This is a genomic window from Bacteroides sp. 1001136B_160425_E2, from assembly GCF_015559655.1.
GTDB classification, from domain to species: domain Bacteria; phylum Bacteroidota; class Bacteroidia; order Bacteroidales; family Bacteroidaceae; genus Bacteroides; species Bacteroides luhongzhouii.
The window spans coordinates 94,526-110,080 of record NZ_JADMQH010000010.1; the positions used below are offsets into that span (position 1 = coordinate 94,526).

10 protein-coding genes and 1 tRNA gene are annotated in these 15,555 nt (G+C 39.2%); all 11 read left to right on the forward strand.

Annotated features, from left to right (window positions below):
* The first annotated feature begins 2 nt into the window (after nucleotides 1-2).
* The 11 genes from I2I04_RS11650 to I2I04_RS11700 all read left to right on the forward strand — a co-directional run bounded on the left by I2I04_RS11650 (nucleotide 3) and on the right by I2I04_RS11700 (nucleotide 15,522).
* Nucleotides 3-719: a hypothetical protein gene (locus I2I04_RS11650; RefSeq protein WP_143257878.1), complete on the forward strand. Its 717-nt coding sequence runs from the start codon at nucleotides 3-5 to the stop codon at nucleotides 717-719.
* A complete protein-coding gene (locus I2I04_RS11655) occupies nucleotides 713-1,489 on the forward strand; it encodes a TatD family hydrolase (protein ID WP_195471053.1) in 777 nt (258 codons plus the stop codon). Before I2I04_RS11650 ends, I2I04_RS11655 begins: the two co-directional genes overlap by 7 nt.
* A gap of 120 nt (nucleotides 1,490-1,609) precedes the next feature.
* Nucleotides 1,610-1,697, forward strand: a tRNA-Ser gene (locus I2I04_RS11660).
* 74 nt (nucleotides 1,698-1,771) lie between these two features.
* Nucleotides 1,772-2,572, forward strand: a complete 801-nt coding sequence (locus I2I04_RS11665; RefSeq protein ID WP_004315775.1) for a MotA/TolQ/ExbB proton channel family protein — start codon at nucleotides 1,772-1,774, stop codon at nucleotides 2,570-2,572.
* A 6-nt stretch (nucleotides 2,573-2,578) separates the two neighbouring features.
* Nucleotides 2,579-3,064: a hypothetical protein gene (locus I2I04_RS11670; protein ID WP_143257880.1), complete on the forward strand. Its 486-nt coding sequence runs from the start codon at nucleotides 2,579-2,581 to the stop codon at nucleotides 3,062-3,064.
* Nucleotides 3,065-3,100: 36 nt separating this feature from the next.
* Nucleotides 3,101-3,694, forward strand: a complete 594-nt coding sequence (locus tag I2I04_RS11675) for an ExbD/TolR family protein (protein ID WP_143257881.1) — start codon at nucleotides 3,101-3,103, stop codon at nucleotides 3,692-3,694.
* 3 nt (nucleotides 3,695-3,697) lie between these two features.
* Nucleotides 3,698-4,168: an ExbD/TolR family protein gene (locus I2I04_RS11680; protein ID WP_004315772.1), complete on the forward strand. Its 471-nt coding sequence runs from the start codon at nucleotides 3,698-3,700 to the stop codon at nucleotides 4,166-4,168.
* Between the two features lie 243 nt (nucleotides 4,169-4,411).
* Nucleotides 4,412-7,102 (forward strand): zinc-dependent metalloprotease, encoded by a 2,691-nt coding sequence (locus I2I04_RS11685; RefSeq protein WP_195655078.1) that lies wholly within the window; start codon nucleotides 4,412-4,414, stop codon nucleotides 7,100-7,102.
* A 13-nt stretch (nucleotides 7,103-7,115) separates the two neighbouring features.
* Entirely contained in the window at nucleotides 7,116-9,689 is a 2,574-nt protein-coding gene (locus I2I04_RS11690; protein WP_195655079.1) for a zinc-dependent metalloprotease, read from the forward strand.
* 19 nt (nucleotides 9,690-9,708) lie between these two features.
* Nucleotides 9,709-12,321: a zinc-dependent metalloprotease gene (locus I2I04_RS11695; RefSeq protein WP_195655080.1), complete on the forward strand. Its 2,613-nt coding sequence runs from the start codon at nucleotides 9,709-9,711 to the stop codon at nucleotides 12,319-12,321.
* Between the two features lie 45 nt (nucleotides 12,322-12,366).
* Nucleotides 12,367-15,522, forward strand: a complete 3,156-nt coding sequence (locus I2I04_RS11700) for a SusC/RagA family TonB-linked outer membrane protein (protein WP_195655081.1) — start codon at nucleotides 12,367-12,369, stop codon at nucleotides 15,520-15,522.
* The last annotated feature ends 33 nt before the right edge of the window (nucleotides 15,523-15,555 follow it).

The window sequence follows — 15,555 nt, forward strand, 5'->3', positions numbered from 1 at the left end:
ATATGCCTTACAGACGACTGCCAAATACAGATCAAGCAAGGGTTCGGGCGCTGAAAGCAGCGGTCGAAAAGGGTGAAATGTATAATGTACGTGATTTGGCTATTACATTAAAGACATTATTTGAGGCGCGTAATTTCTTGCATCGGTTCGAGGCAGCGCAGATTTACTATACCCAGTGTTATGACAATCAATCGCGTGCCAGCCGTAAGCATCAGATGAATGTGAAGACCGCCCGGTTATATATCTCTCATTTTATTCAAGTACTCAATTTGGCGGTACTTCGGGATGAAATCAAAGTGGCACATAAAGAACTGTATGGCCTGCCTGTTTCAAATACTGTACCGGACCTGTTGAGTGAAGCCGCACTGGTAGAGTGGGGGAAGAAAATAATTGAAGGCGAACAACAAAGAACAACTCAAGGTGGCATACCTATTTATAATCCGACTATTGCACGCGTAAAAGTGCATTATGATATTTTCCTGGAGAGCTATGAACGACAGAAAAACTATCAGGCATTAACCACTCGAAGTCTTGATGAATTGGCATCCATGCGTGATCGTGCAGATGAATTGATTTTGGATATCTGGAACCAGGTAGAAGCTAAATATCAGGATGTCACTCCCAATGATACCAGATTAGAAAAATGTCGCGACTACGGGCTGATATATTATTATCGCTCCAGTGAAAAAGTAAAAGAAGAAAAAGAAATATCATGCTGATAGATACTCATTCTCACCTTTTTGTTGAAGAATTTACCGAAGACCTGCCACAGGTGATGGAACGTGCACGAAAAGCGGGAGTCTCCCATATTTTCATGCCCAATATAGATAGTACCACGATTGATGCCATGTTGTCAGTGTGTAGGGATTATCCGGGTTTTTGCCACCCGATGATCGGGTTGCATCCGACTTCCGTCAATGAATCCTATGAACAGGAATTAGCAATTGTGCACAAGTACTTGTCGACTTCCAATGAATTCGTGGCTATCGGAGAAATAGGCCTTGATCTTTATTGGGATAAGACTTTTCTGAAAGAGCAAATTTTGGTTTTTGAAAAGCAAATAGGGTGGGCGCTGGAGTATGGTCTTCCAATCGTTATTCATTCAAGAGAAGCATTTGAATATATATATAAGGTAATGGAACCCTATAAAAAGACGGCATTGACCGGCATTTTTCATAGTTTCACCGGAACATCGGAAGAAGCAATGAAATTGTTGGAATTCGAAGGATTTATGTTGGGTATTAACGGAGTCGTTACTTTTAAAAAATCGACTTTACCGGAAACACTGATGACAGTTCCTTTGGAACGTATTGTGCTCGAAACCGATTCCCCCTATCTAGCTCCCGTGCCGAACCGGGGAAAGAGAAATGAGAGCGCTAATGTGCGAGATACACTAATGAAGGTGGCTGATATTTATCAGATGGACCCGGAGTACGTGGCACAGGTCACTTCCGTGAATGCGTTAAAAGTGTTCGGAATCCGCAAATAAGGTTCGAAAGGTTTTAAATTATATTAATTTGCAGTATTTATTCAAGATAAAAGAGGGAGAATGCTTCAAGAAAAGAAAAAAAAGAATACATTTGTAGCTGAAAATGCGGAAAACTCATAAGGAGAGATGCTCGAGTGGTTGAAGAGGCACGCCTGGAAAGCGTGTATACGCCAAAAGCGTATCCGGGGTTCGAATCCCCGTCTCTCCGCAGAAATGAAAGAGAGATGAGAAGTAAATACAATAATAATAATCAATTAATTAATCTTAAAAATTAGACACACAATGAAAAAGTTATTTGCAATTGTTGCTGTGATTGGGGCCTTCACTTTTGGCTCAATTCAACTTGCTCAGGCTCAAGATGCTCCTGCAGCAGAACAAACTGAACAACAAGCTGCTCCTGCCGCTGAAGCTACTACAGCTGCTGCTCCTGCTGCAGAAGAAGGTGGTATTCACAAGGAAATCAAAGTTAAATTCATCGAAGGTACTGCATCTTTCATGAGTTTGGTAGCTATCGCTTTGGTGATCGGTTTGGCTTTCTGTATCGAACGTATCATTTATTTGAGCTTGGCTGAAATCAACACAAAAAAATTCATGGCATCTATCGAAGCTGCTTTGGAAAAAGGTGATGTTGAAGCTGCTAAAGACATTGCTCGTAACACCAGAGGTCCGGTTGCTTCTATCTACTATCAAGGTCTGATGAGAATTGATCAGGGTATTGATGTAGTTGAGAAGTCAGTTGTATCTTACGGTGGTGTACAGGCTGGTTACCTTGAAAAAGGATGTTCTTGGATCACACTGTTTATCGCAATGGCTCCGTCACTCGGATTCTTGGGTACTGTAATCGGTATGGTGCAGGCATTTGATAAAATCCAGCAGGTAGGTGATATCTCTCCGACGGTTGTTGCAGGTGGTATGAAAGTTGCCTTGATTACAACTATCTTCGGTTTGATCGTAGCGTTGATCCTTCAGGTATTCTACAACTATGTACTTGCTAAGATTGAAGCTCTGACTAGCGAAATGGAAGATTCTTCTATCTCTTTGTTAGACATGGTAATCAAATATAATTTGAAATACAAAAAATAATCGAAGATGAGTAAGTTAACATATAGAGCATCGTATTACGCACTTTATGCGATGTTTGCCATCATTCTGGTCGTATTGTGCCTTTTCTTTTTAGGAGGAGATGCTACAGGCGATGCAGCGATTGCGGGGGTAGATCCCGAGATGTGGCAGCCGGCTCAAACAGACGCCTTACTTTATTTGATGTATGCTTTGTTTGGCATTGCTATTGCAGCTACTATACTCGGTGCAATATTCCAATTTGGAGCAGCCTTGAAAGATAATCCGGCAAATGCTATTAAATCTTTACTTGGTTTGGTTCTTTTAGTTGTTGTTTTAGTTGTAGCTTGGTCTATGGGTGACGGAACACCAATGCAGATCCAGGGTTATAGTGGTACAGACAACGTTCCTTTTTGGCTGAAAATAACAGATATGTTCCTTTATTCTATTTACATTTTGTTGTTTGTGACAGTTGTTGCAATCATCGTGAGTGGCATAAAGAAGAAATTATCCTAATCAATTGAGTAATTCTCAATTAAATAAGTAATTACAATGGCAAGAGGAAAAAGAAAAGTTCCTGATATTAACTCAAGTTCTACAGCGGATATCGCTTTCTTGTTGCTGATCTTCTTCTTGATTACAACATCAATGGATACGGACCGTGGTTTGGCAAGACTTTTGCCTCCACCACCCGAAGATCAAGATCAGGATAATACTGATAAAATCAAAGAACGTAACGTCTTACAGGTATATCTGAATAAGGATGATGCCTTGATGTGTGGAAATGATTATATCGGTGTTGATCAGTTGAAAGAGAAAGCTAAAGAATTTATTGCTAACGTTGCTAACGCAGAACATATGCCTGAAAAAACACAAAAGAATGTGGAATTCTTCGGCACTTATCTCGTTAACGACAAGCATGTAATTTCTTTGCAGAATGACCGTGGATCTTCTTATCAGGCTTATATTAGCGTGCAGAACGAATTGGTGGCTGCATACAATGAATTGAGAGACGAGTTGGCTCAACAGAAATTTGGAACTACATATGCGGAATTGAATGACGATCAGCAAAAAGCGATTCGCGAAATTTATCCGCAGAGAATTTCTGAGGCAGAACCTAAAAAATACGGAGAAAAAAAGAAGTAAGTAATGGGAAAATTTAATAAGACTGGTAAACGTGAAATGCCGGCATTGAATACTTCTTCGTTGCCTGACCTTATCTTTACCTTGTTGTTCTTCTTTATGATTGTAACAACAATGCGTGAGGTAACGTTAAAGGTACAGTTTACACTTCCGCAAGGTACTGAACTCGAAAAACTGGAGAAGAAATCGCTGGTAACATTCATCTATGTAGGAGAACCTACACAGGAATATCGCGCGAAAATGGGTACTGAAAGTCGTATTCAGCTCAACGACAGCTATGCTGAAGTTGGTGAAGTACAAGACTTCATTTTCCAGGAACGTGCAAGTATGAATGAAGGTGATGCAGCTAAAATGACTGTGTCTCTGAAAGTAGACCAAAAGACAAAGATGGGTATTATTACTGACGTAAAAAATGCTCTTAGAAAATCTTATGCTTTGAAGATTAACTATTCGGCTACAAAACGTGGTGAAAAGTAATTAGTTAATTTGATATATAAAAAGAAAGGGTGTCCAAATCGGTTTGGACACCCTTTCTTTTTATATGCAAATGTTACATCATATTGGAATATAGCCATTTTACACTTTTTTAAACAAAAGATATATAAGATAAAAAAGAATAAAAGAATGCTAATTTGGTGTGATGTTATTCACTTTCAATAAGAATTATATATATGTTTGCACCCGTTTTATTATTTATAATATTATTAAATAATTTTAATTGTGAATAAGTTAGTTGCAAAGAAGGCGTTTCTTTTGCTGGTACTAGCGTGCGCAATGTTAGTGACGGTAGAACCGATTTACGCAAAGAAGAAAAAAAACACGAAAACTGCGAAGAAAGAGTCTCCCTACGAGAAGATTTTTAAAGGGAAGAAAGATGAGGTGAAAAAAGGGGTGATAACTCTTCATAAGATTGAAGGAAAAATCTTATTTGAATTCCCTCTTACTCTTCAGAATCGCGAGATGCTTTTAGGATCGACAGTTTCAGAGATTAGTGACAATGGAAATGCATTGGTTGGGCAAAAGATTAAGAAGCCCCTGCACATTAAATTCGCATTACGCGATAGTGTGATGGAGATGCGCGAAGTGAGTAACTTTGCACGTCGCCCAATCTTTTCTACGAGTAAGGATGAGTCTATTAAAGAGGCGATGAAGAAAGGAATCGGAGAGCCTGTAATGGAAGGATTCAAAGTGATGGCTTATAATGCAGATAGTACAGCTGTAGTATTTGACATGACGGATTTTTTGGTGAGCGACAATAAGCGTATGGCTATTTTTGATCCTTATGGTAAGAAAACAATGTTCGGTGCTTGCGTTCGTCGGGCGACGTTCAAAAAAGAGCTCTCTTATGTCGATCAGATAAAATCATTTGATGATAATATATCAGTAACATCAAGTTTGAGCTATTTGCAGGATTTACTTTATATGGGGATTGTTGCAATAGCCTATCAGGAACCCGTGACGGTAAAAGTAAACCGGTCATTTGTTTTGTTGCCGGAGACTCCTGAAATGATGCCGCGTATGGCTGACCCCCGAATTGGTTATTTTACTTCTAATAAGGAAGAAATCGCCGATGATTATGACGGAGTAAAAATGAATACTTATACCAACAAGTGGAATGTATATCCTAAAGATGTAGAAGCTTACAAACGAGGAGAACTTGTTGAACCTACCAAGCCTATTCTTTTTTATGTAGATGACGCTTTTCCTGAAGAATGGAAAAAGGGTATCCATGAAGGAGTGCTGGTATGGAATAAAGCCTTTGAACGTATTGGCTTTAAGAATGTAATGCAAGTGAAGGATTTCCCAAAGGATGATCCGGAATTTGATCCGGCTAATATTAAATATAATTGCATTAATTATGCTCCGATTGGAATTGCAAACGCAATGGGACCATCGTGGATTGATCCCAGAAACAGTCAGATCATTAATGCTTCTGTGTTTGTATATCACGATGTTATCCAGTTGGTGAATGACATGAGATTCGTGCAAACGGCACAGGTTGATCCAAGAGTACGTACTCCTAAACTTCCGCAGGATGTATTAGACGAGAGCTTGCGCTATATCATATCTCATGAGGTAGGTCACTGTTTGGGATTGATGCACAATATGGGATCTTCTTTTGCTTATGCAACGGAATCATATCGTGATCCTGTGTTTATGAAAGAACATGGTACAACTCCGTCCATCATGGACTATGCCCGTTTTAATTATATAGCACAACCTGAAGACAAAGATGTATGTCTTACTCCTCCGGTATTAGGCACTTATGATTATTATGCTATCAAGTGGGGATATACCGTATTCCCGCAGGCAAAAACTTCAGAAGAGGAGGTTCCTTATTTGGAAAACATCATTAAGAGTAAAATAGGGGATTTGGAATATAGATATGGAAAGCAACAATTGGGTTATGGGGTTTTCGACCCGACTTCTTTATCGGAAGATATCAGTAATGATGCCATGAAGGCAGGTGCTTATGGCATCAAGAATCTGAAATATATATTAGGTAATCTCAATGCATGGCTGAATGACAAGGATCCTGATTTTACATATCGTGATCATCTTTATGACGCATTGGTTTCGCAGTATGTACGTTATCTGAATAATGCCTGGGCAAATGTGGGCGGTTTCTTTATCAATGAACATTATGTCGGCGATCCGTATAACACATCTGAAGTGATTCCTCATGATATGCAAAAACGTGCTGTTCAGTTTGTTTTGAATGAATTAAAGAACATCGACTGGATAGATAATCCTGATGTGGTAAAGAATCTGACTTTTGATGGTTCAATGTCACGTTCTATCTTGAAATCAATGAGCAAGAAGATTCTGAATACAAAACGTGTTTCATTGGCTGCTTACCGTGATTCTTCCGCATATTCTCCACAGGAATATTTAGATGATATTTATAATATTTTGTGGGAGTCGACTATAAAGAACGTAGAACCGACCGAATCCGAACGTATTTTGCAGACCGAAGTCTTGATGGGCATTATTCGTAATGCTGACCCACTGACGAAGAAAGACGAGATTGATGAAGTTTTGTTTGCAGATCTGAAACAAGCTGCCCAGACGGGTGCTTTACAGTTACCCGCCAATACGGATTTACCTTTGTTCCAACTATTTGATGTATATAAGCACTTGACAGAGCAGGGAGATGCAGATTGTTGTGTAGATGCAGGACATTATTATAAGACTGCTAACGCACTGAAAAAGATAAATGAATATGCAGGTTTTGATTATATCTATTATGTGCTTAACACTTCAAATAATAATCAGAATCATCTGTACTTTGATTTATTGACACGTATAAAGAATATAGTGGAAAAGCGTAAGAATTCAGGTTCATATGCAACCCGTTCTCACTATGAATATTTATTGTCTATCATTACTGATTTTGAAAAGGCAAAATAAAAATTGTTGAGTGATGAAGTTATTTATAGTGTTATTGACCGGGGCTTTTATGTTAGCTACCGGAACTTCTGATGTTTTTGCCAAGAAAAAGGAGAAGGTGCAAACGGAAGCAAAATCGGATACGGTTCAGACTGCTTCTAAAAAAAGGAATACTCAATATCCACGTTTGTTTAAGAACAAAAGAGTGGTGACAAAGAAAGGGCTTATTACAATCCATAAGATTAATGATAAACTTTACTTTGAATTTCCTAAAAGTTTGCTTGGACGTGACTTTTTGATGGGTTCTTCGGTTTCGGCAACAAGTAATAATGCAAGCGGTCTTGTAGGACAGACTATGACTACTCCGTTGCATATTCGTTTTGCTATACAAGAGGATCAGATATATATGCAAAATGTAACCCCTGTTTCTCGAATGGATGTATATAGCAACCAGTCTGATATAAGCAGGGCAGTAGCGAAAAGTAATATAACGCCGAATATGGAATCATTCAAGATTGCGGCTTATAATATGGATAGCACGGCAGTGGTATTTGAAGTTACTAAGTTCTTTCTTGCTGATAATAAACGCCTTCCTTTATTTGACCAGAATAGTGCTTCTTTAAGAGATGAGAAATATGGTAAATTGGAGTTGAAAGCTATCTTGAAAAAGAATCTCTCTTCTATCAGGAATTTCTATGTCTTTGATGATAACTTGGAAATTAATCTGGATATGAGTTTTTATCAGTCTCTACTTGCTAATAAAAGAGAGGTTAGAGGAGGAAATGTACGGGTGAAGGCTGTTTATTCAATGCTTTTATTGCCGGAAGAGGTAATGACCTGGCGGTTGGGCGATCCTCGTTTAGGATATACATATACCAAGAAGCAAAAGATATCGACAGAAAAAGACGGTACGGCTTTTTCATATTTGCAACATAAATGGAATCTGCTTCCTGCCGATGAGGAGGCATATCGCCGGGGTGATTTAGTTGCTCCACGAAAACCTGTGTTTTTCTATATCGATAGTGATTTTCCGGAAGCCTGGAAAAAAGCAATAAAAGAAGGAGTTAACTGGTGGAATGAAGCGTTTAAAATGGCTGGATTTAAAGATGCTGTGCAGACTGCGGATTTTCCAGCAAATGATACGACGTTTTATGCCGGAAACTTGAAGTATTCTTGTATCCGTTATGTTCCTGTAAATCTTTCAAAAACTCAGAGTAAAGTTTGGGTGGATCCTCGTAGTGGAGAAATTATTAATGGAACTATTTTTGTCGGACATGATATAGCTAAGACAATAGCCAATCAACGTTTTGTTCAAACAGCTCAAGCTGATGAACGTATACGGGGGGGACAGTTGTCGGAAGAGATTTTATTAGAGGGTATCCGGCTTTATGTAGCTCGTGAAGTAGGTCATTGTTTAGGTTTGGCAGAAAATGCTTCCGCTTCGGCTGCATTTTCTGTAGAATCATTGCGTTCACCTGAATTTACTAGACAGAACGGCATTGCTTCTTCTGTGATGGATGAGCTTCCTTTTAATTATATTGCCCAACCGCGAGATGGTAAGGTTGATTTTGTTCAAAATAAGTTGGGAGCTTATGACTTATATGCGATTCAGATGGGATATATGCTCATTCCGGATGCGAAGACGCCGGAAGAAATCTGTGAAAAGATCATGAGATGGGTATCTATGAAGTCAGGAGATCCGGTTTATCGCTATGGAAAAGCGCAATATCAGGACGCAGAATATGATCCGAGTGCGCTCGGAGGTGATTTGAGCAACAATGCTGTTAAAGCGGGAAAATATGGAATCAGTAATCTGAAATATATCTTGGGAAACATGGATAAATGGGTGGAACAACAAGATTCGGACTATCGTTTCCGCATTCAGATTTACCCGGAGATAGTTAATCAGTATAACCGATATTTGATGTATGCTTTTCGAAATGTAGGAGGATTTTATCTGTCCGAACATAGGGTAGGTGATCGTAATCAGGCTCTATCTGTTGTATCTAAAGCGCAACAGCGTGAAGCGGCTCGTTTTGTAATGAACGAGTTGTGTAATATGACCTGGTTGGATGATTCTTCCATCCTTCGTAATATGCCGGTACAAACTCCGGTTTATCAAAAGATGATTAAGAATTTTGCAACTGCTTTGGTGGCTACTAAACGAGTGTCATTAGCTTACTACAAAGATAAGAACAGTTATTCTCCTGAAGAATACTTGAATGACATTTACAGTGGTGTATGGGCATCGACTTTAAAAGGTAAGTCATTGAACCGTGCAGAGATGCTGCTTCAATATGAAGTGATTGCTGCGATTTTGAGAAAGTTGCAGTTGCCCAATCACATGGAAACTACAGGTCGTGAAAAGAAAGGTAAGAAGATTGAAACACTGTTACAGTCTGTTCGGCCTGAAGTAAATACAGTTGGAGGATTCGGACCTTTGGGATATATCACCAATTTATCTAATGATAATCAGCTGCATTTGTATCATGGGCTGTTGATTCGTGTTCAGAAGTTGATGGAATCGCGTTTGAATTCCGGTTCTGATGAAACAAGGATGCACTATGGACAGTTGCTTGAGAAGATAGAAGATATACGTAATTGGTAAAATAATAAGAAAACACGATATGAGACGATTTTTAATCATTTGTCTGGCTGCGGTATTTACGTTGCCTGCTGCAGACGCAAATACGATTTTCTGGAAAAAGAAAAAAGACAAAACAGAAAAGAAAGAGAAAAAACTCAGCAAATACGAAAAGCTGTTTAAAGACAAGAAGGTGGAAACCTCTAAAGGTCTGCTCACTTTACACTTTGTAGACAAGAAAAAACTGCTCGTCGAGTTCCCTGTTTCACTCATGGGACGTGAGTTTCTTTTAGGATCGAAGGTGGTAGAAACCTCTGACATGGGAAATGGACCGGCAGGAACGATGTCGTATACTCCCCGGCACATCAAATTTGCAATGGTAGACAGTACGCTATATATGAAGGAAGTCAGTAGAACAGGACAGAATATGATATTCTCCAGTTCGGCGAACCAGAATATGCAGGAGGGATTGAAGAAGAATTCATTATCAACCATTGTTGATGCGTTCACTATTGCTGCCTTTAATAAAGACTCTTCGGCTGTTGTGGTAGATATGACTTCCTACTTTGTATCTCATACAGAAAATATGAATCCTTTTTCAAGTGGCAAACGTACAATGGAATATGGATCGGGTAGTCAGGCGGTAAAATTCAAGGATGATTTGTCTTACCTGATGGGGGTGAAGGCCTTTGAAGATAATGTCTCTATTATTTCTAAATTGACTTACTTAATGAATTTAAGTGTGGGGGGACAACTTGTAAGTGTGGATGAACCTGTTAGCATAACAGTAAACCGTACTTTATTATTGCTTCCGGAGAAACCGCAGATGCGTCCCCGTTTGGCCGATCCCCGAATAGGAATAGGGACTGTAGCTATGGAAAATATGGGTACGGAGGTAGACGGTTCCAGAATGGAACACCGGATGAAACGTTGGAATCTGGAGGTGTCGGATGTTGACAAGTACAAACGTGGTGATCTGACGGAACCGAAAAAGCCGATTGTTTTTTATATGGATCCGAATTTTCCGGTAAGTTGGAGAGCCGCTGTAAAAGCAGGAGTAAATGACTGGAATAAGGCTTTCGAGGCTATTGGTTTTAAAGATGCTATCCAGGTAAAGGACTTTCCGAAAGATGATCCGAATTTTGATCCTGATAATTTGAAATACAGTACGATTCGTTATGTTCCTACCGGGGTGGTAACGACTATGAAAGATGCGTCATTTGCTGATCCTCGTACCGGAGAAATCATGAATGCTTCTTTATATCTTTATCATGATTTGCTTAAGTGGAATAATATCCAGCGTTTTGTACAGACTTCCCAGGTTGATCCGGATGCGCGTCATCTTCGGTTACCGGATGACTTAATGAGTGAAACGCTTCGTTGTGCCGTTCGTCGGGAAGTTGGTTTTGCTCTGGGATTGATAGAGAATATGGCAGGTTCTGCTGCTATACCGACAGATTCATTACGGTCAGCTTCTTATACACAGAAATATGGAATAACTGCATCTGTGATGGATGAAGTAGGTTTCAATTACGTTGCTCAACCGGGTGATAAGGGAGTGATGCTTTCTCCTAAATTGGGAGTGTATGATTATTATGCTATTAAAGTAGCCTACAAACCAATTTTAGAAGCACAAACTCCGCAGGAAGAAAATAAGATAGTGCGCCAGTGGATTAGTGAGAAAAGCGGTGATCCGATGTATCGTTTCGGAACCAAACAGTATTTGTTGACCACGTTCGACCCGTCAGCTCTTTCTTTTGATTTAGGAAATGATGCGATTAAAGCTAGTACATACGGTATCAATAATTTGCGTTACATTGTAGCTCATATGCATGAGTGGATGGATGCGGAAGATAAGAATTATGATTATCGTAATATGGTCTTCCCGTTTATTGTACAGCAATTGCGAGGATATTTGTTTAATGTATATCGTAACATTGGTTCATTCTATCTGAATGAGCATTTTGTAGGTGACGCTAACGCAACTCTCACGGCGGTACCCAAGGAATTACAAAAGGCATCTTTAGAGTTCCTGTTTACTCAACTGAAAGATTTGGAATGGATTGATGATGAAGATGTTATAAAGAAACTTTCATTCTCCGGTTCACAAGCCCGTAAAATTCTGAAGAACTATGTAGTAAAAGAAAAGAATGTGATTACAGATTTGTATCAAACCAAGCGTATTTCGTTGACGTACTATCGCGATCCCTCTTCTTATAGCCCGAAAGAATATATCGATGATCTATATGAATTTGTATGGCGTCCGACAATGGAGGGACGTTCGTTGACAGAACCCGAACGTATTATGCAAGCTGAATTCTTGTCGAACGTGCGTAATAGTGTGGATATAAATGGTCGGAAGAGATGGTTCGGACAATATTATCTGTCGGACGACAACACTGATAAAGTAGGTGCCTTGGATGAAGAGGAAAATGAAGATGCAGAAAGTGCCATAGAGGAACAAGGATATGGCTCTCGTGCTGTTGTTTATAACATTGCGGCGGATAATCAGAATCATTTATGGTACGGCACTTATCAGAAATTGTCGGAGTTACTAAAGAAACAACAAATGACAGGGGATGAACAAACGCGTGCTCACTATAAATATTTACTATTCTTGATGACGCGTTCTTGGAAAGATACTCCTAAAATTTAAATAACATAATATATTGTTTTGCATAAATAGAATACAACACGGATTATGAAAAAAGTATTTCTTTTTTCCTTGGTATATCTTTTGTCGGCAGTTACGGTGGTAGCTCAGCAAAAAGATAATAAGCAACAAGGCCAAAGGCCAAAGGTTGAAAGTAAAGAACAGTCATCAGAATATCGGACTGTTTTTGGAAAAGTGGTTGATCAGGAAGGGCTTCAATTAGTTGGAGTTACTATTCGACTGAAAGGCACAGATTTTGGTACCACTACGGATGTTAATGGAGACTTTAAATTAATGTATCCTATTCGTAAACATCCGGTGATTATTGTTTCCTATATAGGAATGACTACACAGGAGATAAGCTTGGGAGATGATGCGTCAAAAGACATAAAGGCCCGGGTGATTTCTATGAAAGAAGATGCTGTGATGACTGATGAAGTGGTGATTACCGGTTATTCTAATATTAATAAGAAAAGCTTTACGGGTAACAGCGTGCAGATTAAAAAAGACGAACTGTTAAAGGTTTCCAAGACAAATGTTTTTTCTGCTTTGCAGGCATTCGACCCTTCTTTCCGTATTCAGGAAAATAGTCAATGGGGTTCGGACCCGAACGCTATTCCGGAACTATACATTCGAGGTCGTTCTGGTATAGGTATCAAAGAGTTGGACTCGGAAACAGTGTCTAAATCTAATTTGCAGAATAATCCGAACCTCCCGTTGTTCATTATGGATGGTTTTGAAGTTTCGGCTACTAAATTATATGACCTTGATCCGAACCGTATTGAAAGTATTACCATCTTAAAGGATGCGGCTGCGACAGCTATGTATGGTTCACGTGCGGCAAACGGTATCGTTGTTATCACTACTGTACCTCCTAAACCAGGAAAATTGCAGATTGATTATAGTATGACCGGAACTTTGCAGATGCCGGACTTGTCTGACTATAATTTGATGAATGCATCGGAAAAACTGGAAACAGAACGTTTGTCCGGTTTTTATAAAGGTAAAGATGCTGCTGAACAATATACTCTTGACAAAGAATATTATGGTAAATTACAGAATGTAAGACGGGGAGTTGATACCGACTGGATTTCTCAACCGGTACATTCCGTATTCAATCATAAACATAGTTTGTCTTTGACCGGAGGTACGGAAAATCTACGTTTCTCTGTGGACTTGAGCTATAATAAATCTGATGGTGTGATGAAGGGTTCTTATCGTGATCGTACAAGTGGAGGTTTATCTTTGGATTACCGTATCGGTCGTTTGCAAGTACGTAATTACGTTTCTTATTCGGCAACACGTTCTAAAGAATCGCCTTATGGAAATTTCTCGGATTATACAACTAAGTTGCCGTATGATACTTTCCGTGATGATGATGGAACTTATGTAACAAAGACAACCGAGTGGCATAAGTTAGGGATGGATAACTTGGCCAATCCTTTATATGAAGCTACATTGAAAAGTTATGATAGGTCTAGTGCGGACGAATTTATTGATAACTTGTCTGCAAATTGGTACATTAATGATCACTGGCAAATTAAAGGGCAGTTTGCATTAACTAAAAGTTATTCCGAGTCCCGTAACTTTCTTGACCCGTTGTCGGCAAAAAATACAGACGTTTTGGGTGGAACGAATAAAATATCCGGTGAATTGACTACTGGTAGTGGTAATTCTTTTTCTTGGGATATGAATGCTTTTCTGGCATATAACCGGACTATTAAAGAGCATAATATTAATCTATCAGTAGGTATTAACGCTACTTCTTCTAGTGCTACAAGTTCTTCGGCTCGCTATATGGGATTCCCGTCCGGTGACTTCGATTCTCCTAATTATGCACAAAAAATTTACGAAAAACCGGATTGGAGCGATAACAAATCACGTTTGTTCGGTGCGTTGGCTACTTTAAACTATAGTTATCGGAACATTTATTTGCTTGACGCTTCTGTTCGTAGCGATGGCTCTTCCGAATTTGGGTCGGACAACAAGACTGCCTTATTCTGGTCGTTTGGGTTGGGACTTGCTTTGCATAACTATGAGTTTATAAAGAAGTTGAGCTTTATTGATGAATTTAAAATTCGCGGAACTTATGGTTCTTCCGGTAAAGTTAATTTTGAGCCTTTTGCTGCAAAAACCGTTTACGAAATTAATGGTGATGAATGGTATGAAACCGGAATGGGTGCCAATATGATAGCAATGGGGAATGTAAACTTGGGTTGGGAAACGACCTATCAGACGGACTTTGGATTTGAATTAGGCCTGTTGAAACGTTTGTTCTATGTTTCATTTGCTTACTATAATAAACGTACAGTGGATTTGGTGAATGATGTAACGATTCCTAGTTCTACCGGTTTTACTTCTTATAAAGACAATGTTGGGGAAATGCAGAATCGTGGATATGAAATCAATGTACGCAGTAATATTATTCGTAAGCGTGATATGCAGTTGTCATTATTTGCTAACTTAGGGCACAATGAGAATAAGTTGGTGAAGATTTCCAATAGTCTGAAAGCATATAATGATTTGGTCGATCAGAAATATGCAGAACTGGGCAATTATGATGCTAATGCTGCTAAGCCTTTCCGCAAATATGAAGAAGGTGTGTCTACTACTGCAATTTCTGCAGTGAAATCTCATGGGATCGATCCGGCAACGGGAAAAGAAATCTTTGAAAAACGAGACGGTACATTGACTACTAAATGGGATTCAGCTGATATGATTAGTTGTGGTGATACCGAACCGGATATTCAGGGAACATTTGGTTTCAACTTCTCTTGGAAGAAATTCAGCTTGTACACTACATTTATGTATGAGTATGGTGGTCAACGCTATAATTCAACGCTGGTATCTAAGGTTGAGAATGCTGATATCTACAACTCTAACGTAGACAAGCGTGTTCTTTCCGACCGTTGGAAAGAGCCGGGAGACAATGCACGTTTTAAAGCGTTGTATAATGGTAAGAACAGCATTGAAATAACTAAATCAACGACCCGTTTTATTGAAGACTACAACTTGTTGTCATTGAATTCAATTACATTAGGGTATACTTTCGCTGCGGAACAAATCAAGAAATTAGGATTGAGCATGCTCCGTTTGGAAATAGGTGCTAATGACCTTGCCCGTTTCTGTACAGTGAAACAAGAACGCGGTTTGAGTTATCCTTACTCAAGAAGCGTCAATTTTACTGTGAATGCAAGTTTCTAAGTTGATCGTGACAAATTTTAAAAAGAAGGAAGT